The sequence below is a fragment of the Pseudomonas sp. GW821-FHT07B01 genome (assembly GCF_059419065.1).
In genome coordinates this window covers 156278-182240 of sequence record NZ_JBWKRA010000006.1, presented here as the reverse complement: position 1 = coordinate 182240, position 25963 = coordinate 156278, and the positions used below count along the sequence as shown (strand labels likewise).

The 25963-nt window shown below is 62.4% G+C and carries 25 protein-coding genes and 2 pseudogenes; 16 read left to right on the top strand and 11 right to left on the bottom strand.

What is annotated here, in order from left to right; genetic code table 11:
* Nucleotide 1: 1 nt before the first annotated feature.
* The 6 genes from hpaE to hpaI all read left to right on the top strand — a co-directional run bounded on the left by hpaE (nucleotide 2) and on the right by hpaI (nucleotide 5858).
* The gene (gene hpaE / locus AC07S6_RS09560) at nucleotides 2–1462 is read left to right on the top strand and encodes a 5-carboxymethyl-2-hydroxymuconate semialdehyde dehydrogenase (protein ID WP_495112187.1); all 1461 of its coding nucleotides are present in this window, start codon (nucleotides 2–4) and stop codon (nucleotides 1460–1462) included.
* A gap of 154 nt (nucleotides 1463–1616) precedes the next feature.
* Nucleotides 1617–2474, top strand: coding sequence for a 3,4-dihydroxyphenylacetate 2,3-dioxygenase (gene hpaD, locus AC07S6_RS09555; RefSeq protein ID WP_197883054.1), 858 nt, complete (start codon nucleotides 1617–1619; stop codon nucleotides 2472–2474).
* A gap of 15 nt (nucleotides 2475–2489) precedes the next feature.
* Nucleotides 2490–2882, top strand: coding sequence for a tautomerase family protein (locus AC07S6_RS09550; RefSeq protein WP_197883052.1), 393 nt, complete (start codon nucleotides 2490–2492; stop codon nucleotides 2880–2882).
* 39 nt (nucleotides 2883–2921) lie between these two features.
* Nucleotides 2922–4226, top strand: a complete 1305-nt coding sequence (locus tag AC07S6_RS09545) for an MFS transporter (RefSeq protein ID WP_072433831.1) — start codon at nucleotides 2922–2924, stop codon at nucleotides 4224–4226.
* Between the two features lie 11 nt (nucleotides 4227–4237).
* Nucleotides 4238–5041, top strand: a complete 804-nt coding sequence (gene hpaH, locus AC07S6_RS09540) for a 2-oxo-hept-4-ene-1,7-dioate hydratase (RefSeq protein WP_014719076.1) — start codon at nucleotides 4238–4240, stop codon at nucleotides 5039–5041.
* A gap of 16 nt (nucleotides 5042–5057) precedes the next feature.
* Nucleotides 5058–5858, top strand: a complete 801-nt coding sequence (gene hpaI / locus AC07S6_RS09535) for a 4-hydroxy-2-oxoheptanedioate aldolase (protein WP_495112186.1) — start codon at nucleotides 5058–5060, stop codon at nucleotides 5856–5858.
* 62 nt (nucleotides 5859–5920) lie between these two features.
* On the opposite strand, the gene hpaR is transcribed toward hpaI, so the two are convergent.
* On the bottom strand, nucleotides 5921–6343 hold the full coding sequence (hpaR, locus tag AC07S6_RS09530; RefSeq protein ID WP_014719078.1) for a homoprotocatechuate degradation operon regulator HpaR: 423 nt from the start codon (nucleotides 6341–6343) through the stop codon (nucleotides 5921–5923).
* Between the two features lie 207 nt (nucleotides 6344–6550).
* On the opposite strand from hpaR, the gene AC07S6_RS09525 reads away from it, so the two are divergent.
* The 5 genes from AC07S6_RS09525 to AC07S6_RS09505 all read left to right on the top strand — a co-directional run bounded on the left by AC07S6_RS09525 (nucleotide 6551) and on the right by AC07S6_RS09505 (nucleotide 10724).
* Nucleotides 6551–7849, top strand: a complete 1299-nt coding sequence (locus tag AC07S6_RS09525; protein ID WP_020301330.1) for an NAD(P)/FAD-dependent oxidoreductase — start codon at nucleotides 6551–6553, stop codon at nucleotides 7847–7849.
* Between the two features lie 133 nt (nucleotides 7850–7982).
* Nucleotides 7983–8348: a cupin domain-containing protein gene (locus tag AC07S6_RS09520; protein WP_034134255.1), complete on the top strand. Its 366-nt coding sequence runs from the start codon at nucleotides 7983–7985 to the stop codon at nucleotides 8346–8348.
* 13 nt (nucleotides 8349–8361) lie between these two features.
* A complete protein-coding gene (locus tag AC07S6_RS09515) occupies nucleotides 8362–9183 on the top strand; it encodes a molybdenum cofactor biosynthesis F family protein (RefSeq protein ID WP_495112185.1) in 822 nt (273 codons plus the stop codon).
* Nucleotides 9176–9979, top strand: a complete 804-nt coding sequence (locus AC07S6_RS09510; protein ID WP_313042299.1) for an SDR family NAD(P)-dependent oxidoreductase — start codon at nucleotides 9176–9178, stop codon at nucleotides 9977–9979. The genes AC07S6_RS09515 and AC07S6_RS09510 overlap by 8 nt, the downstream gene beginning before the upstream one ends.
* Complete coding sequence (locus tag AC07S6_RS09505; protein WP_057974995.1) at nucleotides 9969–10724, top strand: SDR family oxidoreductase; 756 nt, start codon at nucleotides 9969–9971, stop codon at nucleotides 10722–10724. The genes AC07S6_RS09510 and AC07S6_RS09505 overlap by 11 nt, the downstream gene beginning before the upstream one ends.
* 115 nt (nucleotides 10725–10839) lie before the next feature.
* Here the strand turns inward: AC07S6_RS09505 and feaR are convergent, their stop codons facing one another.
* From feaR to AC07S6_RS09490, 3 genes are all read right to left on the bottom strand, one after another.
* On the bottom strand, nucleotides 10840–11781 hold the full coding sequence (gene feaR, locus AC07S6_RS09500) for a transcriptional regulator FeaR (protein WP_181125097.1): 942 nt from the start codon (nucleotides 11779–11781) through the stop codon (nucleotides 10840–10842).
* A 114-nt stretch (nucleotides 11782–11895) separates the two neighbouring features.
* Entirely contained in the window at nucleotides 11896–12462 is a 567-nt protein-coding gene (locus tag AC07S6_RS09495) for a DUF3156 family protein (protein WP_181125096.1), read from the bottom strand.
* The gene (locus AC07S6_RS09490) at nucleotides 12425–13924 is read right to left on the bottom strand and encodes an APC family permease (protein WP_054897404.1); all 1500 of its coding nucleotides are present in this window, start codon (nucleotides 13922–13924) and stop codon (nucleotides 12425–12427) included. Before AC07S6_RS09490 ends, AC07S6_RS09495 begins: the two co-directional genes overlap by 38 nt.
* Before the next feature lie 217 nt (nucleotides 13925–14141).
* On the opposite strand from AC07S6_RS09490, the gene AC07S6_RS09485 reads away from it, so the two are divergent.
* Nucleotides 14142–15464 (top strand): alginate export family protein, encoded by a 1323-nt coding sequence (locus AC07S6_RS09485; protein WP_495112184.1) that lies wholly within the window; start codon nucleotides 14142–14144, stop codon nucleotides 15462–15464.
* 32 nt (nucleotides 15465–15496) lie between these two features.
* Here the strand turns inward: AC07S6_RS09485 and AC07S6_RS09480 are convergent.
* Together AC07S6_RS09480 and AC07S6_RS09475 are read right to left on the bottom strand one after the other, a co-directional pair.
* Nucleotides 15497–15970 (bottom strand): annotated as a pseudogene (locus tag AC07S6_RS09480) (flavin reductase family protein); the annotation flags it as partial.
* Between the two features lie 56 nt (nucleotides 15971–16026).
* Nucleotides 16027–17196 carry a p-hydroxyphenylacetate 3-hydroxylase oxygenase component gene (locus tag AC07S6_RS09475; protein ID WP_032901980.1) on the bottom strand — a complete coding sequence of 390 codons (1170 nt, stop codon included), beginning with the start codon at nucleotides 17194–17196 and terminating at the stop codon, nucleotides 16027–16029.
* Nucleotides 17197–17431: 235 nt separating this feature from the next.
* Between AC07S6_RS09475 and AC07S6_RS09470 the strand changes: the two genes are divergently transcribed.
* Nucleotides 17432–18919, top strand: coding sequence for an aldehyde dehydrogenase family protein (locus AC07S6_RS09470; RefSeq protein WP_197883728.1), 1488 nt, complete (start codon nucleotides 17432–17434; stop codon nucleotides 18917–18919).
* A gap of 111 nt (nucleotides 18920–19030) precedes the next feature.
* Here AC07S6_RS09470 and AC07S6_RS09465 read toward each other — a convergent pair.
* Nucleotides 19031–19368: pseudogene (locus tag AC07S6_RS09465) on the bottom strand (RidA family protein).
* A gap of 402 nt (nucleotides 19369–19770) precedes the next feature.
* Here AC07S6_RS09465 and AC07S6_RS09460 point away from each other — a divergent pair.
* Both AC07S6_RS09460 and AC07S6_RS09455 read left to right on the top strand, forming a co-directional pair.
* On the top strand, nucleotides 19771–20244 hold the full coding sequence (locus tag AC07S6_RS09460; RefSeq protein ID WP_198707732.1) for an Sbal_3080 family lipoprotein: 474 nt from the start codon (nucleotides 19771–19773) through the stop codon (nucleotides 20242–20244).
* Between the two features lie 288 nt (nucleotides 20245–20532).
* Nucleotides 20533–20808, top strand: coding sequence for a DUF6124 family protein (locus AC07S6_RS09455; RefSeq protein WP_495112183.1), 276 nt, complete (start codon nucleotides 20533–20535; stop codon nucleotides 20806–20808).
* A 160-nt stretch (nucleotides 20809–20968) separates the two neighbouring features.
* On the opposite strand, the gene AC07S6_RS09450 is transcribed toward AC07S6_RS09455, so the two are convergent.
* The 4 genes from AC07S6_RS09450 to AC07S6_RS09435 all read right to left on the bottom strand — a co-directional run bounded on the left by AC07S6_RS09450 (nucleotide 20969) and on the right by AC07S6_RS09435 (nucleotide 24587).
* Nucleotides 20969–21901 carry a flavin-nucleotide-binding protein gene (locus AC07S6_RS09450; protein ID WP_495112182.1) on the bottom strand — a complete coding sequence of 311 codons (933 nt, stop codon included), beginning with the start codon at nucleotides 21899–21901 and terminating at the stop codon, nucleotides 20969–20971.
* Nucleotides 21902–21980: 79 nt separating this feature from the next.
* Nucleotides 21981–22865 (bottom strand): LysR substrate-binding domain-containing protein, encoded by an 885-nt coding sequence (locus AC07S6_RS09445; protein ID WP_495112181.1) that lies wholly within the window; start codon nucleotides 22863–22865, stop codon nucleotides 21981–21983.
* A complete protein-coding gene (locus AC07S6_RS09440) occupies nucleotides 22865–23785 on the bottom strand; it encodes a LysR family transcriptional regulator (RefSeq protein WP_495112180.1) in 921 nt (306 codons plus the stop codon). The genes AC07S6_RS09445 and AC07S6_RS09440 overlap by 1 nt, the downstream gene beginning before the upstream one ends.
* 169 nt (nucleotides 23786–23954) lie before the next feature.
* Entirely contained in the window at nucleotides 23955–24587 is a 633-nt protein-coding gene (locus tag AC07S6_RS09435; protein ID WP_495112179.1) for a glutathione S-transferase family protein, read from the bottom strand.
* Nucleotides 24588–24802: 215 nt separating this feature from the next.
* Here AC07S6_RS09435 and AC07S6_RS09430 point away from each other — a divergent pair, with 215 nt between their 5' ends.
* Entirely contained in the window at nucleotides 24803–25879 is a 1077-nt protein-coding gene (locus AC07S6_RS09430) for an aldo/keto reductase (RefSeq protein ID WP_495112178.1), read from the top strand.
* The last annotated feature ends 84 nt before the right edge of the window (nucleotides 25880–25963 follow it).

Sequence of the window (25963 nt, the reverse complement as noted above, 5' to 3'; positions counted from 1 at the left end):
CATGATCAAACACTGGATCAACGGCCGTGAGGTCGAGAGCAAAGACGTCTTCATCAACTACAACCCGGCCACCGGCGAGGCCATCGGCGAAGTCGCCAGCGGCGGCGCCGAAGAAGTCGCGCAAGCCGTAGCGGCGGCGAAGGCCGCGTTCCCCAAGTGGGCCAATACGCCGGCCAAAGAGCGCGCGCGCTTGATGCGCAAGCTGGGCGAGCTGATCGAACAGAACGTGCCACACCTGGCCGAGCTGGAAACCCTGGACACCGGCCTGCCAATCCACCAGACCAAGAACGTGTTGATCCCGCGTGCCTCGCACAACTTCGATTTCTTCGCTGAAGTCTGCACCCGCATGGACGGCCACACCTACCCGGTGGATGACCAGATGCTCAACTACACCCTGTACCAGCCGGTGGGCGTGTGCGGGCTGGTATCGCCGTGGAACGTGCCGTTCATGACCGCCACCTGGAAGACCGCGCCGTGCCTGGCGCTGGGCAATACGGCGGTGTTGAAGATGTCGGAGCTGTCGCCGCTGACCGCCAATGAACTGGGGCGCCTGGCGGTGGAAGCCGGGATTCCCGACGGCGTGCTCAATGTGATCCAGGGCTACGGCGCCACCGCCGGTGATGCACTGGTGCGCCACCCGGATGTACGGGCGATTTCCTTTACCGGCGGCACCGCCACCGGTAAGAAAATCATGCAGAGCGCTGGCCTGAAAAAGTACTCCATGGAACTGGGAGGCAAGTCGCCGGTGCTGATTTTTGAAGACGCCGACCTGGAACGTGCCCTGGATGCAGCCCTGTTCACGATCTTCTCCCTCAACGGCGAGCGCTGCACCGCTGGCAGCCGGATCTTCATCCAGGAAAGTGTCTACCCGCAATTTGTCGCCGAGTTCGCGGCGCGAGCCAAGCGCTTGATCGTCGGCGACCCCCAGGACCCGAAGACTCAGGTCGGCTCGATGATCACCCAGGCCCATTACGACAAGGTCACCGGCTACATCAAGATCGGCCTGGAGGAAGGCGCCACGCTGCTGGCTGGCGGCCTGGAACGCCCGGCCAACCTGCCGGCGCACCTGAGCCGCGGCCAGTTTATCCAGCCAACGGTGTTTGCCGACGTGAACAACCGGATGCGCATCGCCCAGGAAGAAATCTTCGGCCCGGTGGTGTGCCTGATCCCGTTCAAAGACGAAGCTGAAGCGCTGCAATTGGCCAACGACACCGAATACGGGCTGGCCTCCTACATCTGGACCCAGGACATCGGCAAGGCCCACCGCCTGGCGCGCGGTATCGAAGCGGGCATGGTATTTATCAACAGCCAGAACGTACGGGATCTGCGCCAGCCGTTTGGCGGAGTCAAAGGCTCGGGCACCGGGCGTGAAGGCGGCCAGTACAGCTTTGAAGTGTTTGCCGAGATCAAGAACGTGTGTATTTCCATGGGCAGTCATCACATTCCGCGCTGGGGCGTGTAGCCCAAGATCAAACAAGCCTCCTGTGGGAGCCGGGCTTGCCCGCGATGCAGACACCGCGGTCCTTCAGCCGTACCGAGTCGATGCCATCGCAGGTAAGCCAGCTCCCGCATGGACCTCAACGGCCTTACAAGAATAATTATTCAGGAGAATCAACATGGGCGAAGTGGTTCTGGCAGCGAAGATCTGCCACGTACCGTCGATGTACCTGTCGGAACTGCCCGGCAAGCATCACGGCTGTCGCGAAGCGGCGATTGCCGGGCACAAGGAGATCGGCCGGCGTGCCCGCGAACTCGGGGCAGACACTGCGGTGGTGTTCGACGTGCACTGGCTGGTCAACAGCGGCTACCACGTCAATTGCGGCGAGCAGTTCCAGGGCACCTACACCAGCAACGAACTGCCGCACTTCATCAAGAACATGGACTACGCCTACCCCGGCTGCCCTGAACTGGGTGAGCTGATCGCCGCCGAAGCCAACCTGGCTGGCGTGCGTAGCATGGCCCACAACATCCCGAGCCTGGAACTTGAATACGGCACCCTGGTGCCCATGCGCTACATGCATATGGGCGTGCCCGACGCAGAGAAATTCAAGGTCATTTCCATCGCTGCCTGGTGCGCCTGGCATCGCCTGGAAGACAGCTTTGCCTTCGGCGCCGCCGTGCGCCGGGCGATCGAAAAGAGCGACCGCAAGGTGCTGGTGCTGGCGTCCGGCTCGCTGTCCCATCGGTTCTCGGACGACCGCCAGGCTGAGGCGAATATCCACAACTGGACCCGCGAATTCGACAAGCAGGTGGACCTGCATGTCGTGCAAATGTGGAAGCAAGGCCGCTTCAGGGAGTTCTGCGCCATGTTGCCCGACTACGCCGAACACTGTTTTGGCGAAGGCAAGATGCACGACACCGCCATGCTCCTGGGCCTGCTGGGTGGGCCCGACTATGCCAAGCCGGCCGAGATCATCACGCCGCCGTTCGGCAGTTCGGGCACCGGCCAGATCAACGCGATTTTCCCGCTTTAACCCTGGGAGAGCCCCATGCCGCACTTTATCGCTGAGTACACCGACAACCTCGAACAGCAGGCCGATTTGCCCGGCCTGTTTGAAAAAGTCCACCGCGTGCTGGGCGACAGCGGCGTGTTTCCGTTGGGCGGCATTCGCAGTCGTGGCGTGCGCCTGGACACCTGGCGCATGGCCGATGGCAAGCACGACTATGCCTTTGTGCACATGACCCTCAAGGTCGGCCATGGCCGCGACCTGACCACGCGCGAGGCCGTCGCCCAAGCGGTGTTCGCGGTGATCACCGCGCACTTCGCCGAGCTGCAGGCACAGCGCTTGCTCGCGTTGTCGTTCGAGATGATCGAGCTGCACCCGCAGCTCAATTTCAAGCAGAACAATGTGCACGCGTTCCTGAACAACGCGGCGAGCTGAAACGACCCCGGCTCCTATAACTACAAGAAGAACACCACCATGAGCACAGCCCATTCCACTGCAAGCCTGCGGCTTGCCGAGCACGACCGCACCCATCGTTTGGTGACCTGGCGCCTGATGCCCTTGTTGCTGGTGTGTTACCTGTTCGCCCATCTGGACCGCATCAACATCGGCTTTGCCAAGATGCAGATGAGCAGCGACCTGCACTTCAGCGACACCGTGTATGGCTTCGGCGCCGGCCTGTTCTTCATTGCCTACGCACTGTTCGGCGTGCCCAGCAACATTGCCCTGGACCGTGTCGGGCCACGGCGCTGGATCGCCTGCCTGATGGTGGTGTGGGGTCTGCTCTCCACCGGCATGTTGTGGGTGGAGAGCGCGCGCGGGTTCTACGTGCTGCGCTTTCTGCTGGGTGTGGCCGAGGCCGGGTTTTTCCCGGGGATCCTGGTATTCCTCAACCGCTGGTACCCGGCGCGTCGTCGCGCCCAGGTCACTGCCTTGTTTGCCATTGCGGTGCCCATGGCCGGAGTGCTGGGCGGGCCGATTTCCGGGGCGATCCTAGAGAACTTCCACGACGTCGGCAGCCTGCGCGGCTGGCAATGGATGTTCCTGATCGAAGGCGCGCCCGTGGTGCTGCTGGGCCTGGTGGTGCTCAAGTGGTTGCCGGACAGTTTCGAGTCGGTGCACTGGCTGACTGCCGAGCAAAAACAGCAACTGCGCACCCAACTGAGCAACGAGGAACAGCGCAAGACCATCACCTCGTTCGGCGGCATCCTGCGTGACCCGCAGGTGTGGCTGCTGGTGGCCGTGTACTTTGCGGTGATGCTGGCGGTCAACACCCTGGCGTTCTGGATGCCCACCCTGATCCACGGCGCCGGCATCGGCCGCGACAGCCAGGTCGGCTTGCTCAGCGCCGTGCCGTACCTGGCCGGTTGCTTCTTTATGCTCGGCTGTGGGCGCTCGTCCGACCGCCACCGCGAGCGCCGCTGGCACCTGTGCGTGCCATTGCTGATGGCGGCGCTCGGCATCGCCGTGGCGGGCCTGGCGCCCGCCAATGCGCTGCTGGTGATGGGCGGGCTGGTGGTCGCCGGCATGGGCGCCAGTGCCGCGCTGCCGATGTTCTGGCAACTGCCACCGGCGTTTCTCTCCCACACCACCCAGGCGGCAGGCATCGCCATGATCAGCTCGTTCGGCAGCATCGCGGCGTTCCTCGCGCCCTACCTGATCGGCTGGATGCGCGACGCCACCCAGAGCGCCAGCCTGGCCCTGTACGTACTCGCGCTGTTTATCGCCCTCGGTGGCTTGCTGGTGCTGCGCACCCAGGCCGCCATCGTCAACCCACACTAGAGACCGTTGCCATGCTCGACTCCCAGCAAATCCTTGCGGCCGCCGCCCACCTGGACCGCGCCGAACGCAGCCGCGAACAGGTGCGCCAGTTTTCCCTCGACTACCCCGATATGACGATCGACGACGCCTACGCCATCCAGCGTGAATGGGTCGCGCAGAAGATCAAGGACGGGCGCACGCTCAAGGGCCACAAGATCGGCCTCACATCACGGGCCATGCAGGTGTCGTCGAATATCACCGAACCCGATTACGGTGCCCTGCTCGACGACATGTTTTTCGACGAAGGCAGCGACATTCCCTTCGAGCGTTTCATCGTGCCGCGGGTGGAGGTGGAACTGGCTTTCATCCTCGGCAAGCCGCTCAAAGGCCCCAACTGCACGGTGTTCGATGTGCTCGACGCCACCGAGTGGGTGATCCCGGCGCTGGAAATCATCGACGCCCGCATCCAGCAGGTCGACCCGCATACCAACGCCACCCGCAAGGTGTTCGACACCATCTCCGACAACGCCGCCAATGCCGGTGTGGTCCTCGGCGGCCGCGCCGTGCGCCCCACCGAGATCGACCTGCGCAAGGTGCCGGCGGTGCTGTATCGCAACGGCGTGATCGAAGAGTCCGGGGTGTCGGCGGCGGTGCTCAACCACCCGGCCAAAGGCGTGGCGTGGCTGGCCAACAAGCTGGCGCCCTATGACGTCACCCTGCTGCCCGGCCAGGTGATTCTCGGCGGCTCGTTTACCCGCCCCGTGGCGGCCCGCCCTGGCGATACCTTCCACGTCGACTACGACCTGCTCGGCTCGATTGCCTGCCGCTTCGTCTGAACCCAGGAGTGCTGTCATGGACATGCCTGTCAACCGCTTCAAGCAACGCCTGCACAACCGCGAGGTACAGATCGGCCTGTGGCTCGGCCTTGCCAACGCCTACTGCGCGGAACTGGCGGCCAACGCCGGTTTCGACTGGCTGCTGATCGACGGCGAACATGCGCCCAACCAGCTGGGGGATATGCTCGCGCAATTACAGGCCATCGCGCCCTACCCCAGCCAGGCGTTGATTCGCCCGGTGATCGGCGACTCGGCGCTGATCAAACAACTGCTGGATATCGGCGCCCAGACGCTGCTGGTACCCATGGTCGAAAACGCCGCCCAGGCCCGGGAACTGGTGCGCGCCCTGCGCTACCCGCCCCAGGGTATTCGCGGGGTCGGCAGCGCCCTGGCCCGCGCCTCGCGCTGGAACAGCATCGCCGATTACCTCGACCAGGCCGACGCGCAGATGTGCCTGCTGGTGCAGATTGAGAATGCCGAGGGCCTGGCCAATCTGGACGCCATCGCCGCCGTCGAAGGCGTGGATGGGGTGTTTATCGGCCCGGCAGATTTGAGCGCGTCCATGGGCCACCGGGGTAACCCGGGGCACCCGCAGGTACAGGCGGCGATTGAGGACGCCATCGTGCGTATCGTCAAGGCGGGTAAGGCCGCAGGGATTCTCAGTGCAGATGAAAATCGCGCACGACGCTATATCGAGTTGGGGGCGACGTTCGTGGCGGTGGGGGTGGATACCACGGTGTTGATGCGGGGGCTGCAAAGCCTGGCCGGGAAGTTCAAAGACGTGCCTGTGGCTGCCAATACCGGTGGTGTCTACTGAAATCCATGTGGGAGCTGGCTTGCCTGCTCCCACAGTTGACCGGTGGTGGTTCAGTCACTAGGTCAGCGCTTGATGTTCTTCAAGTCATCCAGCAACCCCAACAAGGTCTGGAATTTCTCTTCGCCAAACTGATCCTGCAAGCGCTGGTAGTTGGCCTCCATGCACTGGCTCATGGACTCAAAACTCGCTTTGCCCTTGTCCGCCAGGGTAATCAGCACCCGGCGCTGGTCCTGTTCGGCCTTGCGCCGGTGCACCATGCCGGCCGCTTCCATGCGCACCAGCACGCCGGTCATGCTCGGCTTGAGGATGCAGGCCAGTTCCGCCAGTTGGTAGATCTCCAACTCACCATGCTGTTCAAGGATGCGGATGATGCGCCATTGCTGTTCGGTCAGGCCGTGTTCATTCAGGGATGGACGGAAAAAACTCATCGCGGCCTCGCGCGCTTGCAGCAAGGCCAGGGTCAGGGATTGTCGAGGTGTGGACATAGGGCTCAGGGTCACGAAGTATTTAGTTAATAGTTTAACGAAACTCTAACATTCCCGGCCGGCGAGCGCGCTATAACTTGTAGGTGCCCTCGCCCGTGGCGCGCTGAATCAAAAAACCGGGCACGCAGGATCAAGACTTCCAGCCCGCCAGGGGCCCTAATGGAGGCATCCGCTTTAGCGCCTTCCTTCACTTTTTCAGGCTGCGCCATGATCAACATCGAAACCCCCACGTACTACACCGCCACCAAAAAATACAACCTCAGCTTTCCCACCCTGGAACAGGATATCGACGCAGACGTCGTGGTCATCGGCGGCGGCTTTTCCGGGATCAACACGGCCCTTGAGCTGGCGGAAAAAGGCATCACTAACATTGTGGTGCTCGAAGCGCGCTACCTGGGCTTTGGCGGCACGGGCCGCAACGGTGGGCAGATCATGGCAGGCATCGGCCATGACCTGGAGAAGATCAAGAAGGACGTGGGCGAAGACGGCCTGCGCCAAGTGTTCGAGATCAGCGACCTGGGCGCCGACATCATCAAGAACCGCATCGCCAAGTACAACATCGACGCGGACTTTTGCCACGGCTACGGCTACATGGGCTTCAACGCCCGCCAGGAAAAAACCCTGCGCGCCTGGGAGAAGGACTTCAAGTCGATCAACAGCCAGCACGAAATCCGCTTTCTCGGCGGCTCCGACGTGCAGCAGATCATCGGCTCCACCGCCTACACCAGCGCCCTGTTGCACATGGGTGGCGGGCATGTGCACTCGCTGAACCTGCTGCTGGGCGAAGCTACCGCACTGGCCAGCCATGGCGTGAAGATCTTCGAGAACAGCCCGGCGCTGGAAGTCAGCTACGGCGAGCGCATCACCGTGCGCACCGGTCGTGGTTCGGTACGCGCCAGCAAGTTGCTGTGGGCCTGTGACAGCTTTCTCAACAAGCTGGAGCCAGAACTGCACCGCTCGACCATCAACACCTACGCGTTCCAGATGATGACCGAGCCGTTGTCCGAGGAGTTGATCCAGCGTATCAGCCCGATCCGTGGGGCCTACAGCGACATCCGCCCGGTGATCGACTACTACCGCGTGACCAATGAAAACCGCCTGCTGTTCGGCGCCGCCACGCCTTTGGTGGAGCACATTCCCGGTGACCTGAAAGCCTGGAACCGTCACCTGATGCTGAAGATTTTCCCCTACCTCAAGGACGTGAAAATCGACCTGGCCTGGGGCGGCCCGATGGCGTGCAGCCCGAACCTGTTCCCGCAGGTGGGCACCTTGCCGGGGCGCAGCAATGCGTTTTTCGTGCAGGGCTATTCCGGCTTCGGCGTCACCCCCAGCCACATCATCTGCAAGGTGCTGGCCGAAGGCATGAGCGAAGGCTCGGCGCGCTATGACCTGGTCAGCTCGATTCACCGCCCCACCATCATCGGCAAGGACGCGATTCGCCCGCTGCTGCTGACGGCGGGCAAATCCTGGCACCAACTTTCCGGCTACTGGAACGGTCGCCGCTAACCCCTGTAGGAGCGCGCTTGCCAGCGAAAAACTTCAACGATAACGCGTGCTTCCTGAATGAACGCGGCGCCGGTGAGTTTTTCGCGAGCAAGCTCGCTCCTACAAAAATCTCGTACTTATCGGAGCATCTGCCATGACACTTACCACCCTCAAACATAACGTCCAGCTGTCGGAACTCGACGCCTGGGGCACCGTGGCCGACCTCGGCTCGCAAATCCTCGAAGGCGAAGTACGCGCCTTCGGCAAGATGACCTTTGGCGCGCCCACCGATGCGGTCAGCAGTGCGTACTTCGGCACGACCCAGGGCAAGTTCCGCATGGTCTACCCGTTCGCCGAACAGGCCACGATAGTCACCGGTGAAGTGGTGCTGACCGACGAGTCCACCGGCCAATCCACCCGCTACAAAGCCGGTGACAGCTGGTTCGTGACCAAGGGCACGCCGGTGCTGTGGGAAGTGGTCAGCGAGAGTTTCGTCAAACACTACTTCGCCGTCGTGTAAGGGAGGGGTTGCCATGTCGAATTCATCTGACTGGATCACCGTAGGCGCCCTGGCTGAGGGGTTTGCACCTGAGGCCTTCATCCTGCCGAACCCGGCCGACCTGGCCGGCCAGACCTTCACCCTGCACTTTGCCAATGGCTGGCAGATCGAACACCGCTTCGAACAGGAACGCCTGGCCTGGCACGCCGCCGATGGCCACTCCAGCGGCAGCGCCGCCTACCGCGCCAGCTCGATTCGCCCGGGCCTGTACCTGGTGGACTTTATCAAGCACGAGGCCGGGCAAAGCTGGTCGATCAGCCTGGTGCTGGACACACCAAATGCTTCCTTTACCGCGGTGATTGGCCGGATGCCGGAACCGGCAGAGACCCACGAAGGCCTTTACCACCGCGCCCTGGCCGGCAAACCGCTGACCTCGGTACAGGTTGACTTCCTCCATGGCAGCCTCGACCGGCCGTGGCAGAACGGCCACTGCCTGCACGCCCCCACCGACGAGTTGGTTGGCCTGCGCAACCAGTATCGCTACAGCCCCAGCGAGGTCTATGAGCACATCTACCTCAACCCGCAATTCTACGCCTGGCAATGCCTTGAGGGCGTGGAGAAAGGCCTGTGCGACACCGACCGCTGCCATTACTACAAGATCGCCGAACAGCTGTACCTGTTCGTGTGGCAGGAGAAGATCGTACCGACCCTCGGCCTGGTGCTGATCGACCTGCAACAGCACCGCAGCGACGGCAAGATCTTCGGCTATGCCGGGACGTCCTTCGACGCGCTGTCGAACTTCCCGATCAGTTCCTATTGCCAGGTGCTCAACCGCACGGAGTACCCCCGTGACTGAGCCGCGCACGGTGGTGATCACCGGGGCCGGCACCGGCATCGGCGCTGCCTGCGCACGCTTGTACGCACAGGAAGGCGCGCATCTGGTGCTGATCGGTCGGCGTCGTGAGCCACTGGAACAGGTGGCGCTGGACACCGGCGGGCTGATCCTGGTGGGCGATGCCGCCTGCCCGGACACCTGGGACGGCTTCATCCAACAAATCCGCAGCCACTTCGGGCGCCTCGATGTGCTGCTGGCCTGTGCCGGTGGTCACGGGCTGGGCAGCGCGACCCAGACCAGCCCGGCCACCTGGGAAGGCGCGCTGCGCAGCAACCTCGACAGTGCGTTTTACAGCGCCCGCGCCTGCCTGCCGCTGTTGCAGGAAAGCGCCGGGAACATGGTGCTGATTGGCTCCATCGCCTCATTGGCGGCAGGCCCCGAGGTGTGTGGCTACACCACAGCCAAGCATGCGCTGCTCGGGCTCAACCGCTCGCTGGCCCGTGATTATGGGCCCCATGGCGTGCGCGTGAACGCGGTGTGCCCAGGCTGGGTGCACACGCCGATGGCCGACGCGGAGATGCAGCCGTTGATGGAGGCGTACGGCGAAACCTTGCAGCAGGCCTATGCGCGTGTGTGTGCCGATGTACCGCTGCGGCGTGCCGCCCGTGCCGACGAGATCGCCAAGGTGTGCCGCTTCCTGGCCAGCGACGACGCCTCGATCATTACCGGCGCCACGTTGGTGGCGGACGGTGGCTCCAGCATCGTCGACGTGCCGACGCTGGCGTTTACGCGCCTGGAGCCTGCCCATGACGAATGACCTGGATTTCAGCGGCCAGGTCGTGCTGGTCACCGGCGGCGCCCAGGGCATTGGCCTGGGCATCGTCCAGGCCTTTGCCCAACGCGGTGCGCGAGTGGTGATTGCCGACCGTAGGGTTGAACAGGCTGAAGCCCTGGCTGCCGGGTTATGCGCCCAGGGGCATCACGTTGACGCCGTTGGCGTTGATCTGGCGGATGCCGAAGCGGTGTTCGCCTGCGTCCAAGGCTTGGCGCAACTGGATGTGCTGGTGCACAACGCCGGGTACTTTCCGCTGACCGCCTTTGCCGACATCACCCCAACGATCCTGGAGCGCACCCTGGCGGTGAACCTGTCGGCGCTGTTCTGGCTGACCCAGGCGGCGTTGCCGATGTTTCGCGAACAAGGCCGGGGCTGCGTGCTGGTGACGTCTTCGGTCACCGGCAACCGGGTGGGTTACCCGGGGCTGAGCCACTATGCGGCGTCCAAAGCTGGGGTGAATGGGTTTATCCGCAATGCCGCGCTGGAGCTGGCGCCGTTGAATGTGCGGGTCAACGGCGTGGAGCCCGGCATGATCGCCACTCCGGCGATGGATAACCTGGGCGATGCGGCCGTGAATGACAGCATCGCCCGCCGTGTGCCGTTGGGGCGCCTGGGCGCGGCGGCGGATATTGCCGGGGCGATGGTGTTTCTGGCCTCTGACCTGGCGGGCTATATCACCGGGCAGACGCTGGTGGTGGATGGTGGCGCGACTCTGCCCGAAATCTGAAACCCGATCGTTCCCACGCTCTGCGTGGGAATGCATCCTGTGACGCTCCGCGTCACGACTTGGAGCGGGACGCGGAGCGTCCGGGGCGGCGTTCCCACGCGGAGCGTGGGAACGATCACGCTTGCACCGCCTGCAACCGGCTGGAACGAAAATCCTTCGGCGATACCTCGAACTGCTTCTTGAACGAGCGGCTGAAATGCGCCGAGTCGGTAAAACCCCACTTGTAGGCAATCGAGGTGATCGACTCGCTGCGCAGGAAGGGGTTGGTCAAGTCGTCTGCGCTGCGCTTGAGCCGTGCGCGCTGGATGTAGCGGCAGACGCTGTCGTCCTGTTCCTCGAACAAGCGGTACAGGTGCCGTACCGAGATATTCAGGCGGTTGGCCAGGCCGATCGGGCTCAGGCCTGGCTGGCTCAGCGACTCATCGATGACTTTTTGTACATAGCTGCGCAGGTTATTGCCGTGCAACGCAGCAACGCCCTCGCGGCACTCATCGCCCTGCTCCAACGCCGAACCCAGCAGCGAGACGAAGGCCGCTTGCAGCGCTTCCACTTGCGTGGCGTCTTCGTCGGTATCGTCCTTGCACAGTTGGTCCATCAGCACATGCAGCATGCGCCCGCAGGCTTTGGTCGAGGAGATCTTGCCGAAGGCCCGTGCCTGGCCACCCAGGTGCTTGCACACCGCACTGCGCGACAGGGACAACGAGGCGTGTTCGATCAGGCCGAAAGGGGTAATTTCAATGGAGCCTACCGAGTCCATCAACAGCATTTCGCCGGGGGCCAGTTGTACGGTCTGGTCGTTCTGAGTGATTTGCGAATAGCCGCTGCGCTGGCTGACCAGAAAACATTCCTGGTCGTTGTCATGGTCGGCGTGGTGCGTCGGGCGCTTGATCAGCCCGGCATTGGTGCGCAGGATGGCCAGGCCACGCGGCAGGTTATGGATCTCGCCGATAAACAGCGAACGGTTGAAAGCCAGTTCGGTATCGAAGTGGCCGCACGCGTCGCGCAGTTCGCGGTTCCAGCTGTCGAGCCCGTCGGGTGCATGCTGTGGGATGCTCATGGGGTGTCTCCGCAGTGGCGTTATTCTTGTTGTTCTGGTGCATTAGTTAACATGTTATCTATATGCACGCAACAACAACCTGTTTGCCCTTTGCAGAAGCACTAATGGTGCCAATCAGAGGTCCGACAATACCCGCCGCAATCCGGCCAGTACGACCAAGAGATACCCGCGTTGCTCGGTGCTCAACGCAATGTAGCGCCGGAACGCCGGCACGCGGTTGACCACCTCGCTGCCGCCCATATGCTCCAGGCGCACGCACCATTGCTGGTCTTGCAGCTCGATGCGCAGGCGCTTGAAATCCAGCGGCATCAACGCTTGGAACAACACGCTGTCAGCCTGCAAACGCGCCTGCAACTCACGGCCCAGTGCCTGGTTGCCAGCGCGGCGCCGCACATGAATACCGCTGCGCCGGATCGCGCCGCCATGGTGCACCTCGAAGCTGCCAGCGCCACCCGCTGCCGCAGGAACGCGCAGGACACATTCGGTCAGCACCAGGTGCATCAACAACTGCGACTCGGTGCGCTCGACAATCTCGAAGGCCACACCGCCCACTTCAAGGCTTGCCAGGCCCAGGTCACGCCGCAGGTGGGCCAGGGTCACCCCCGGCCGATACCCGCTGGGTGCGCGGTCAGCACGAAACAGCTCAAACAGTTTTTGCCGCAAGGTCGCTATAACCCTCATGGGTGTGCCCCGGTTCGTGATTGAATTCCTTGGCCAACACCTCTTCCACGCAGGCGGGCTTGAAGGGGTTGACCTTCTGCACCACCAGGGTCCAGAACAGCGCATAGGTGGCCGTCACGCCGAGCATCACGCCAAACGGCACATAAATGTCAGCCGGGTTCATGCCGGGCGGGGTGATAAACCACATGCCCAACAGGATGCCGATGCTGGAGACGATCTGCGGCAGCGGGAACCACGGCGAGCGATAGGCGCGGGGCAAGTCCGGACGCCGAATGCGCAGGATCACCACCGACAGCGTCACCAACAGGTAGGCAAAACTCCAGGCACACACCGCCGCCAGCACCAGGTGCATGATGTTGTCAGTGTTGCCGCCCAGGTACAGCGCATGCAGGCACGGAATCAACATGGCCACCAGGATGCACAACAGCGGCGTCTTGAAACGCGGGTGCAGGTAGGTGAACACCTTGGGCAAGGCGCCATCCACCGCCATGCCGTAGAGGATGCGCGGCACCCCGGCCATCAGGGTATTGATGGTCGCAGCGCCAGCGAACAGAAAGCCGATACCCAGCCACAACGGGCCGATCTGCCCCATTACCTGTTCGGCAAATCGGGGGATGGCCATGGGCGTGTCCAGCAGGTGCACGCCGGACGCGGCGTCGAGCACGACGTTTTCCACCTGGCGCTTCATCGCCGCGCCATAGATGAACATGCACGTCGCCACGCCCATCAGCCCGAGCATCATCGCCCGTGGCATCACCTTGGCCGATTGGCGCAGGTCCGGCGCCAGCGGGGTGACGAACTCGCAACCCACGAACATGAACATCGCCATGCCCACCAGCGACAGCACGGTGACCAGGTCGGTGCCCACCAGCGACTCACCGAACCAGCCCTCCAATTGCACCGCCGGCGCGGCGATCAGGCCCAGTACGCCGAACACCATCAGGGTGGTCCACATGCCGAAGGTCAGGATGATCTCGGCGCGGCCAAATGCGCTGACGCCAAAGGCATTCAGCACGCCGAACACCAGCACGAAACCGACGCCCAGCAACCACGAGCCGCCGGCCGACTCTGCCAGGGTATTGAGGTGTTCGAAGTTCACCAGGGCCATGACGCCGGCAAGGATAGTTTCGGCAGTGCCGGCGAACACATGCACGATCAGGTAGGCCGACAAGGTCCCGGTGATCGCAAAGAACCGGCCCATGCCGCAGTTGATGTAGTCGTACACCGAACCGGTGGTGGGCAGCATCGAGGCGGCCTCGGCAAAGGTTGTCGCCTGGGCCAGCATCATCACCACGGCGATCAGCATCGCCAGGGCAAACGCGCTGCCACCGATGCCAAAACCCATGGTGGCGGTGAGAATCACCGGGCTGGCCATGATCAGGCCGATGGTGCTGGCCAACGCAGTGGGAAAACCTACCGTACCCCGGTTGAGGTGTGCGGTGAGTCGGTCGTTGATCGACATGGAGGGGTCCTCGAAGCGGTTTTTTTTAATGTGTCGGCACTCTGCGCCCCACTCCCGTTGATCGTCTTGCCCCTGTCTGCCGCCGGTTTTGTTGCTGCCTGCCAAGGCCTGCTGCCTGGCGGCCAGAGTCAATTGTCTGGCACGCAGGGAAAAGACTTGGCCTCACACCGCTCGCCCTAATGCGCCCTCACTCTTAACCAAGATGGGGGCAATAACAATGGAGCACACACTGAAAAACCGCTGCCTGCGCCAGACGGTCGGCCTGGGCGTGGCACTGTTGGTGGGCCAGGCGCAGGCCATCGAGTTGTATGCCGACGCCGACACTCAGGTCACCGGCAACTTCCTCGCCGTGTACGGTATGTTCAACAGCCCGAAGAACTACGATGGGCGCAGCGGCGGCGCCACTTGGCGTGAGGCGTTCATCAAGTACGGCCTGAGCGTCGAACAGCGCCTGGGCAACCTGGGCGGTGTGTATGGCACGGCCAATCTGGTGAGTTCCGGTACCTGGGGCGACGGCGATGCGGCCGGGTTGACCAACGGCACCGAGCGCACCACCAAGTTTGACGAAGCCTTCGCCGGCTGGCGGTCTGGCGAGTTGTTACCGGCGCTGGGCAAGGACGGCCTGGACCTGTCGTTCGGTCGCCAGATCATCATGCTCGGCGACGGTTTTATCCTTAACGACGACGGCCCCAACCTGGGCAATGGCGTCGGCGACGGCGAGTTCAATCGCGGCGGCGCCTACTACATCGCCGCACGCCATGCCTTCGATAAGACGGCGGTGATTCGCCTGGGCGGCAAGGACGGTGTGCACGGCAGCCTGATGTGGATCAAGTCCGACAACCGCGCCCAGGCCCTCACTGAAATGGCCGCCGGCACCCTGGAATACAGTGCCGCGCCGGGCACCCTGGGGTTGACCTATATTCACGGCATCGATGTGGATGAGCGCTTCGCCACCGACCTGCAGCGCCAGCGCAAAGGCATGAACCTCTACAGCCTGCGCGGCACCGGCAATGCCGGTATCGACAACGCGCACTTCGCCTTCGAACTGGCGCGCCAAAGCCGCCGCGACGGCCAGGAAAATGCCGGTTACGCCGAAGCCGGCTACACCTTCGCCAACCTGCCGTGGTCACCGGACCTGACCTACCGCTACGCCCGTTATTCGAAGAACTGGGACGGCATGTTCTCAGGCTTCAACCGTGGCTACGGCACCTGGGTGCAGGGCGAAGTGGCGGGCAACTATTCCGGCCCCTTCAACAGTAATACCGCCGTGCAGCACGTGGCGCTCAAGGTCAAACCACTGGAGAACGTCACCCTGGGGGCGCTGTTCTTCGACTACAACACCGTCAGTACCCGCGGCCAATTGAACCTGGATGGCCGCGAACTGGACCTGTATGCCGAATGGGCCGTCAACGAGCACCTGATCATCACGCCGCTGCTCGGCCTGTACAAACCGAATAAATCAGCCGAAAACGGCGGCAATCAGATCGGCGGCAACGGCACCAATGTCTACAGCCAACTGGTGGTCGCCGTGCCGTTCTAAACCGCCTCGGGCGCGCACGGAGGCAGCGCCCGCACCTCGGCATAGGCGCCCTGATGATAGAGCAGCGGCGCACGGCCAAAATCATCAAAGGCCACCACCTTGCCGATCATGATCCAATGGTCGCCGCCGTCCACCTGCTGGTATTTCTCACAGTGAAAACGCGCCGAGCAATCGGCGAATACCGGCGAGCCTCCCTCCCCCGGCTCGTACTCGACCAGGGCGAAGCGGTCTTCACGGGGGCGCGCGAAATTGTTGGATAGATGCACCTGGTCCGCCGCCAACACATTCACGGCAAAGTGGCTGGCCTCCTCGAACACGGCATGGCTATTGGAGCGTTTTTCGATGCTCCACAGCACCAGCGGCGGGTCGAGGGACACCGAGTTGAAACTGTTGGCCGTCACGCCCACCTTGCGCCCGGAGGCGGTGGCGGCGGTGACCACGGTCACGCCAGTGGCAAAATTGCCCAAGGCGCGACGAAAGGCCCGTGGGTCGAATACGTCAGACATGCAAGACTCCCGGGTGGCCTCTATGGGCCGCCCTGATTGTTGTAGGGAAAACGCAGCTACACCATGCTCGGGTCGGGCTCCAGGCCCATCAGCTCACGGCCAAGGATCTGCGCGCACACGTCATAGTCGGTGTAGGCATGCGCGCCGGTCATGTGGGCATCGCGGAACAGGCGCTGCATTTCGTTGTGTTCGAACCAGGCATTGCCACCGGCGGCGGCGAACAGCCGGTCTACCGCTTCGATGCACATCTTGGTGGCGTAGGCCTGGTTGGTGCGCCAGAACGCCAGGGTTTCTCGCGCTGGGTAGCGGTGGGCGGCGCTGTGTTCGGCGTGGTCTTGCCAGGTCTTCTCCAAAAACGCCCGAGCAGCGGCCACCTGGTGGGTGGACTCGGCCAGGCGCATCAGCGCCGGGGTCGCTGCGCCGACGGCGGCACCGGTATAGGCGCGCACACGGTTTTTGGTTTTTTCGCGGAACACCTCCAGCATGCGCTCGGCCACGCCGAGGCTGACGGTGGAAAAACCACTGGCGAAATACGGCCGGTACGGCGCGTAGAAAATCTGGCTGTCTGGGTAGAGACCAAAGCCTGCGGACTTGCCTTCCATCATGTCCTTGGCCTTCTGGATCCGGTGCTCAGGCACCCAGGCGTTGTCGATGATCAGGGTCTTGGTGCCGCTGCCTTTCATGCCGGCCGCGAACCAGTCATCGCGGATCTGATAGTCACTGCGCGGCAGCACGGCAAAGCAGTAATCCTGGGTACCTTCGGCATTCTGGCGACGGCAGCCGACAATCGCCCACTCGCCATGGTCACAGCCGCTGCTCCAGCCCATCTCACCACTGAAGTACACGCCGCCCTCGCCCTCGGTCACCCGACCGAACGGCGCAATACTGCTGCTGGCCGTGGCATCCGGGTTGGCGCCCCAGATCTCCTCCTGCAACTGCGCCGAGAACAGCGCCAGTTGATGGCTATGGGTACACAACAAACTCATGGCCCAGGCGGTGCTGGCGCAACTGCCGGCGAGCAAGGCGATGCAGTCGGCGAATTCGGGCAGCGACAGTTCCAGGCCACCGAATGCCTTGGGCTGGAAGGCGCGGTGCAGGCCGATGCTTTTGAGCAGCGCGATATTCTCATCCGGCACTTGGCGCAGCTGTTCGGCACGGCTGGCGTTCGCGGCAATGGCAGGCAGAAGAGGCTTGAGGTCTTCAAGGAGCGGGTTTGGCTTTTTCATGGACGGCCCTGCTTATTATTGGAAGTCCGGCAGGCGCTCCGAATCGTGGAACGGCGCGGGATGCAGGGCCAGTATCAAACGGGTCGTGCAGGCGGGAAATGCACGTTCGGCAGGCAAGCTTGTACTTTTCACAAGCACGGCAGGCACAGGCATAAAAGCTGGCAGGCACAGTCAAGCCGCTTATCAGTGCGTTGGTTAACCTCGGGGTTTCTTTGTGAACTGCCAGGAACCTGCCATGAGCGATATCCCGTTGCTGCCTCAAGTGGAAGCTTTTTTGCGTCGCCGCCATGGGCTGTTTATCGACGGTGTCAGCGTGCACAGCCACGCCGATCAAACCCTGAACGTAATCAACCCTGCCAACGGCCGGGTGATCGCCGAAGTGGCCGATGCTGACCTGGCGGATATCGACGCTGCGGTCGCTTCTGCCAACCGTGGTTTTCAGCTGTGGTCCCAGGCTGCGCCCGCCATCCGCGGCAACGTGCTGCTTAAATTGGCCGACCTGCTGGAACAGCACCGCGAAGAACTCGCGCAGATCGAAACCTGCCAATCAGGCAAGATCATCCAGATTTCCCGTGCCTTTGAGGTCGACCAGGCCGCGCACTTCCTGCGCTATTACGCAGGCTGGGCCACCAAGCTCAGCGGCCAGACCCTCACGCCCTCCCTGCCTTCGTTCAATGGCGAGCGTTACACCGCCTTCACCTTGCGCGAACCGGTGGGCGTGGTGGTAGGCATTGTGCCGTGGAATTTCTCGACCATGATCGCCATCTGGAAGCTGGCCTCGGCGCTGGTGACCGGCTGCAGCATCATCATCAAGCCCAGCGAATTCACGCCGCTGACCCTGCTGCGCATCGCCGAACTGGCCATCGACGCCGGCTTGCCGGCGGGGGTGCTCAACGTGCTGACCGGCGGCGGCCATGTCGGCAAGGGGCTGGTGGAACATCCCGGCACGCACAAGGTGTCCTTCACCGGCTCAGTGCCCACCGGTATTGCAGTAGGCCGCAGTGCCATGGGCGCCGGGCTGACCCGCGCGACCCTGGAACTGGGTGGCAAGAACGCCGCCGGCTTCCTGCGCGACATGGATGTAGACAAAGCGGTGGATGGCATTATCGAAGCGGGCTTCCTGCACTCGGGGCAAATCTGCGCAGCGGCCGAACGTTTCTTCGTGCACCGCTCGCAAATCGACGCTGTGCTGGAAAAACTCAAGGCGCGTCTCAGCCGCCTGACCATCGGCTCGCCCCTGGATGACCACACCGACTTCGGCCCCGTGACCCACCAGCAACACCAACACAAACTGCTCGGCTACTTCAACCAGGCCCGCGCCGAAAACAACACGATCATCCACGGCGGCCACCTCATCGACCGCCCCGGCTGCTACGTCGAACCCACCGTGATCCTGGCCAACCACCTGCACGACACCCTGCTCAACGAAGAAACCTTCGGCCCCATCGCCACCTTCCTGCCCTACGACGATGAAGACGAACTGCTCGCCATGATGAACCACGGGCCCTTCGGCTTGAGCGCCAGCCTGTGGACCAATGACCTGGGCAAGGCCCTGCGCATGATCCCGGCCATCAAGGCGGGGACTCTGTGGGTGAACATGCATACCTTGCTCGACCCGGCAGTGCCGTTTGGGGGCAGCCGGTCTTCGGGGTTAGGCCGGGAGTTTGGTGGTGCGTTTATTGAGGATTACACCGAGCTTAAATCGGTGATGATTCGGTATTGAATGGCTGTAGGAGCGAGCCTGCTCGCGAAAAACGTCAACGATAACGCGTGCATCCTGAATAAATGCGGCGGCTATGGTTTTTTCGCAAGCAAGCTCGCTCCTGCAAAAGCCCTAACTGAACGGAACCACCGCCTCCGCCTCAACCTCGATCAACCACTCAGGCAACGACAACCCACTGACGATAATCCACGAAGACGGCGGCGGGTTGTGCGCGAAGCGCTGGCGCAGCGCCTCGACAATCGGCTCCTGCTGATCCCGGGCAGATTCGACGATATACAGCCGCAGCATGATCACATGAGACAGGTCGCCCCCACCTCGGTCAGCACCTTTTCGACATTGTCCAACGCCGTGGCCGTCTGCTCGGCAATACCTGGGCCCACCGTACGCTCTTGAGCATCGACCCCCACCTGCCCGGACAGCATGATCCGCCGACCCTCTGGCACTTCCATGGCCTAGCTGAAACCGTATTGCAGGGAGTTGAATACCGTCGTGGGATTAATGACCTTTCGTTGCATGACCAATCCTTGTTTGTCAGTAGGAAGACAAGGCTAACCTAGAGACTCTGCCCACGCTGACGGTTCAACATCCAGCAACATGTTCATGGATGAAGCGCTGAACCGGGAATGCCCGGCGGCCTGATGATCAAACGCAAACTCAACAGGCAATGACGTTCCTATGTGGGAGGGGGCTTGCCCCCGATGAGGTAGTGTCAATCAATACATCTGTGACTGACCCACCTATATCGGGGGCAAGCCCCCTCCCACATTTGATCTGCTGCACCCGAACGATCGTGCTCGACGCTGGACGATCACTGCTATCATCCAGCCACTACTTATGACATGGAGGTCGCTATGCGCCAGGTAACAACCCTCGCTTGCTTACTGGTATGCGGCGCCCTCACCGGCTGCAGCATCACGCAAACCGTCACGCCCGTCCCCTCCTCGACTGTTCACTCGCCTGAAATCTGCATGATCCCCGCTGCCGGCTTGCGTGAGGGTTTCAACACGACTTACACCGCCCAATTGCGCAGCAAAGGCTTTCAAACCCGCGAGTTACCGCCAGGCACCCCGCCCGCCAATTGCGCGCTTTCGACCACTTACATCGGTACATGGAGCTGGGACATGGCGTTGTATATGAGCTTCGCCGACATTCAGGTGTTCGAGAACGGTCGGCGGATCGGACAGGCACTGTATGACTCGACCTCGGGCGGCGCCCGAATGGGTAAGTTCATTGACGCACAAAGCAAGATCATCGAGATGACCAACCAACTGTTTCCCCACACTGACTACGGCAAAACTGCGGGTCAGGCTAACCGCCTTCCATAGACTGAATTCGTCAGACGGCTCTTACACAAACTTCGGGTTGCGTCCGATGAGCCTCGCCGCTAACCTTCGCGGGTCGCTGCAAAATCAGCGAATGGGTGTGGTAGCCCAGTTATTTCATAGACCCCGAAACGCTCAAGGGCGTTTTTTTATGCGGGCTGCTTTGTGGCGGCTGTGCATGGGAGGCTTCGGCCTGCCGGGTTTCTATGACCGGTCTACCACCCCGTGTACAGTCGCCTCCTTACTTCGTGTGGTAGCGAAATGGAGGTGCTCATTCATAGGAGCTTCGCCATGAAGAAAGTCACACCCAATCCCCCGTCATCAACTTCGGATGACAACCCGCAACTACCTCCCGATGTCATCTTCACCATTCGCCCCGGACTCAGCACTGAAGCCGCCTTGAGCAATGCCAGCGAAATGCTGGAGTCAGCGACTGTCTGCGCCTACGACTGTGCCGAACAGCTTGACGGTCAGCGCCGCAAGCACGTGCTGGCGGTGGTGCAGATGATCGAGATTGCGCAGTTGCTGGTCGATGAAGCGCTGAATCGGGAATGCCCGGCGGCCTGATGAGCAAACGCAAACTCAACAGGCAATGACGTTCCTATGTGGGAGGGGGCTTGCCCCCGATTGCGGTGGGTCAGTCACAGATGTGTTGGCTGACACTGCCTCATCGGGGGCAAGCCTCCTCCCACATTTGATCTGGCTGTGCCAGGGAGCGGGTGACAGGCTACCAGGTGCCCATCGCCAGGCTGTGCGGCGAAAACTCAGCGAATTGCCAACGCAAGGCCAAGGCTGCCGGGCGGCGGACCATGTGCTCCACCGTCACCGTCCACAAGCGCTGCGCGCCTTCGAACTCAGCCACTTGCGGCCCGCTCAGGATCAACGATGTACGCCCTGCCACTTGCAGCACGTCGCCGGTCTCAAAATCCACAAACAATAACCCTGCCACCGGATTGGCGTGCAGGTTGCCGAGGGTGTTGAAGAACAGGTTGCCGGCGAAATCCGGGATGGTCAGCACGTTACCCTCCACCCGCACAAACCCCGTGTTGCCGCCGCGATGGGAAACGTCCACCGCGCGTTCGCCGTGCTGGTCCGCGTAGCTGGCGACGAAGAAGGTGTCAGCGTTGCGGATCAGCGCTTGTGCAGCAGCGTCCAGGCCATTGCTGCGCTCGGCAGCGTTGCCGGGTTTGCGTGCAATCCCGGCGACGGGGCGCAGTTGGATGTACTTGGGGCAATTGCCAAAGGTGTGCACCACCTCGACCGCCAAGCCTTCCTGATCAAGCATTCCAATCCGGCCATTCATGCGGTTGCGGCGGCGGGTGTTGAGGTCGATGCCCAGGAGGCCGATCGCCGCGCCATCCGTTATCCCAGCCCAGGCGGGATCGCTTTTGGCGGGCAAGCTGTCGATCTGCAGCGTGTGTGGGTCCGGTGAATGCACAAACCCTGGTGCGCCTTCCAGCATCGTTGCCCAGGGGATGCCCTGCTCGTCCACCACGCCCGCGATCAAGTACGGCAGCAGCGGATAAAAATCGCGGTGCTGCTCAGGCAAATGATCACGAATGACCTTGGGCCCGATCATGGCCATGCGTTCAGAGACGCCGGCACTTTCCTGCATGTGTCGTTCGCCGACATGCCAAGGGGTTGCTTCAATCGAGTGCATGGCGCTCACCTCCGGTTAGATACGAGCATGCTGCGCCCAGGCCGTAATGGAGAGAATGCCCACCCAGGGCAATCCACTATTACGCCAACTGAAACGCCGGATGCTCGCGCAACGCGGTGACGCAGTAGTCGACAAAGCTGCGCACGCGCATCGACGCATGACGGCCTTCGCGGTAGACCACATGCACCGGCTGCGGCGGCAACTCGAAGGTAGGCAACAGGCGCTGCAACTGGCCGCTCGCCAGGTGTTCGTGCAGCGGGTAACTCAAGGCTCGAATCACGCCCGCCCCCTGCACCGCCGCATTGATCGCGCCCTGGACGGTGGCGCAACTCAGCCGGGCGCGAGCCTTGAGGGCGTAGTGCGCAAAATCCCAGTGCACCGGGTCGGCGCTGGCGATCAGATGATGCTGCTTGAGTTCGGCCGGGTGGCGAGGTTCGCCCCGGGTCGCCAAGTAAGCGGGGCTGGCACAGACGACAGTGCGCACCTGCCCGACTTGCCGCGCAATGAGTGACGAGTTGGGCAACTCACCGATCAGCACCGCTACGTCCAACCCCTCTACGTGCAGGTTCGGATAATAGTCGTGGTAATGAGCGATAACACGCACCGCCGGGTAGCGATCCGCATAATCGGCCAACAGCGGCGCCATGACATAGCGGCTGAACAGCAACGGCAGGAATATCCGCAGGTCGCCCTGGGCCTGCACATGCAAACCGTTGGCCGAGGCCTCGGCCACGTCCACCGCTGCCAGCAGGCGCACGCAGTCGGCAAGGTAAGCCTGGCCTGCGTCGCTCAGGCTGACCCCACGGGTGCTGCGCTGCAGCAACACCACACGCAGGCGTGCCTCCAGGCGCGCAACCGCACGTACCAGGGTCGGGCCGGAAACCTGCGCATGGCGTGCCGCCGACGCCAGGCTGGGTTGCCCGGCCAGCGCGGCAAACAGCTGCATATCGCGATAACGCTCCATCAGGCACGCTGCTTGGTCGCGGCGTTCAGGGCCGGGTCCTGCCCGAGGCGATGGCTGAGGAAATCCACAAAAGTATTGACCTTGGCCGGTACTCGGCCGTTTTGCTGGAACACCACGTGGATCGGCAGCGGCGCCGGTTCGAAATCCTCCAGTACCAGTTCCAGTTCCCCCGCCGCCACCGCTGCCGCGACTTGATAAGACAGCACCCGCGTCATGCCCCACCCCAGGCGGGCCAGGTTGATCGCGGCATTGTTGGCGGTGACAACCAGGCGTGGCGCGATCGGTACCTTCAGCGGTTGGCCGGCGTCAACGAATGTCCACTCACTGACCAGTTGGCTGGACGATGAGGTGACGAGCTTGGCCTCACGCAACTGCTCGGGGCGCTGGGGGCGCCCGTGTTGGTCAAGATAAGCCGGCGATGCGCACACCACTCGGCGTACTTCGCCGACCTTGATCGCTTGCTGCAAGGATTGCTGCAGGTGGCCGATACGTACCGCCACGTCAACACCTTCGTCGGTCATATTGACCACCCTATCGACCAGCAAGGCGTTGATACTCACCAACGGAAAACGGTCCAGATAATCCCCCAGTACCGGCGCCACATACAACTCGCCAAACAGTACCGGTGCGGTCACCGTCAACTGGCCGCCCGGGATGGAGTAACTGCCCGCCGCCGCTTCCTCGGCTTCGTCCAGCTCGGCAAGGATGCGTCGGCAATCGTCCAGATAACGCTCGCCGGCTTCGGTCAAGTGCAGGCTGCGGGTGGTGCGCGCCAGCAACTGGGTGCCGATGCGTTGTTCCATGGCGGCAATGGCGCGGGTCACACTGGGCGGCGACGTGTTCAGGCGCCGGGCGGCAGCCGCAAACCCCTCCTCTTCGGCTACCGCCAGAAAAACCTGCATCTCATGAAATCGATCCATCTTTACGCCTTCTGATTATGTGCCCCTGTGGCGAGGGAGCTTGCTCCCGCTGGGGCGCGCAGCGGCCAGGAAAGCTGCCAGCGCGGTTTGGCTGAATAAATACGGCAGCCTTGTTGGGGCTGCTGCGCAGCCCAGCGGGAGCAAGCTCCCTCGCCACAGGTGCTGGGCTTCAACTCGATTGCAGGCCGACCGCCGTGCGCGGCATGCCAACGAAACCCGGCAGTGCTTCGATGCTGGCGAGCCAGGCGCGTACCTCAGGGTAGTCGGCCAGGGACACATTGCCTTCCGGTGCATGGGCCACGTAGGTGTAGAAAGCGATATCGGCAATGCTGGGCTGCTCACTGGCGAGGAAACGGCTCTGGTTCAGTTGCTGTTCCATCACGCTCAGCAAGGCATGGGCACGGTTGATTGCACTGACAGTGTCCACCTCGGCGCTAAACACCGTGGCCAAGCGCGCCGTGGCAGGCCCGGCATGGAGTGGGCCGGCGGCGGCCGAGAGCCAACGCTGCACCCGGGCTTGCCCGACAGGGTCGCTCGGCAGCCATTCGCCGCGGCCATAGGTGCTGGCCAGATAAATCAGGATCGCATTGGAGTCGGCCAGTACCGTGCCGCCGTCATCAATCACCGGCACCTGGCCAAAGCTGTTCAGGGTGGTGAGGAACTCAGGCGTTTTATGCGCACCTTGCTTGAGGTCCACCAGGATAAATTCACTCGCCAGCCCCAGCAGGGACAACATCAGTTCGACCCGGTGGGAATGGCCGGACAGGGGGAAACCATAGAGTTTGATCGCAGGCTGGGTCATGACAGGCTCCAAATGAGTGGGTATCGACGCCAGGGATGTTCTACCACTGCCATGTCTGGCGGAATGACCAGGATTCACAATCCAGCATTTCATCCAGCGAAACAATCTTCATTGACGTCATAGCCAAGCTTGGCGCGAGGTTTTCATGAAAAAATTCAAACTATCGCCGCCCCCGTCGTTCACACCTTCACGTGCAACGTTAAGTAGGAGGCAACATGCAGTACCGACAACTGGGTCATTCCGGCCTGCTGGTATCGGAAATCATCCTGGGCACCGTGCCCTTTGGCGGTCGCGCAGAGTTTGAAAAATGCGGTGCGGTGGACGTGCCCCTGGCCAAGCGCATGTTCGATATGGCGTTCGACGCCGGGGTGAATATGGTCGACACCGCCGACCTCTATTCCCACGGCCTGGCCGAAGAAGTGGTGGGCAAGGCGCTGGGCGACAAGCGCAACGACATTCTGCTGGCCACCAAAGGCCGCAGCCCGGTGGACGACAACCCCAACAACTCCGGCTCGTCGCGCTACCACTTGATCCGCGCCTGCGAAGCCAGCCTCAAGCGCCTGGGCACCGACCACATCGACTTGTACCAACTGCACAACTGGGACGGCATGACGCCAATCGAAGAGACCCTGGAAGCCCTGCGCCTGTTGGTCGGCTCAGGCAAGATCCGCTACTTCGGCACCAGCAACTTCACCGCCTGGCAGATGATGAAAACCCTGGGCAAGGCTGAACTGCACGGCATGCTCAAGCCGATTACCCAGCAGATCTACTACACCCCGGAATCCCGCGAGGCCGAGTACGAGTTGCTGCCGTTGGCCCTGGACCAGCAGGTTGGCACTTTGGTATGGGGCCCGATGGGCGAAGGCTTGCTGACCGGCACGACCCGACGCGGGCAAAAGCCGCCCGCCAATACCCGCCAGGGCAGCGGTTGGCCGGAACCCTACGTCCACGACCAGGAGCGTGCGCTGGACATTATCGAGACCCTCGCCGCCGTCGGTGATGAACACGGCGTCTCGGTCGCCCGCACCTGCCTGGCCTGGCTCAAGGATCGCCCGGGGATCACCTCGCTGATTATCGGCGCCCGTACGGAAGCACACCTGCGCGATAACCTGGCGGCCACCGAGCTGAAACTCACCGAAGAGCAGTCGGCGCGCATCGAAGCCGTCACTCGCCGTCAGCCGTTGTACCCCTACTGGCACCGCTTCACTGCCGGGATTGATCGTTTTGATCCCGCGGAGCAACCCTTCCTGGCCGAGCATCAAAAAACCCTGGCTGCGCGCCAGGACAAGTAAAACAGCACCCGCTCCAATGCCGATGAATTAAGCGAACGCAATGCTCAAAGCAACGAAGATCCAATGTGGGAGCTGGCTTGCCTG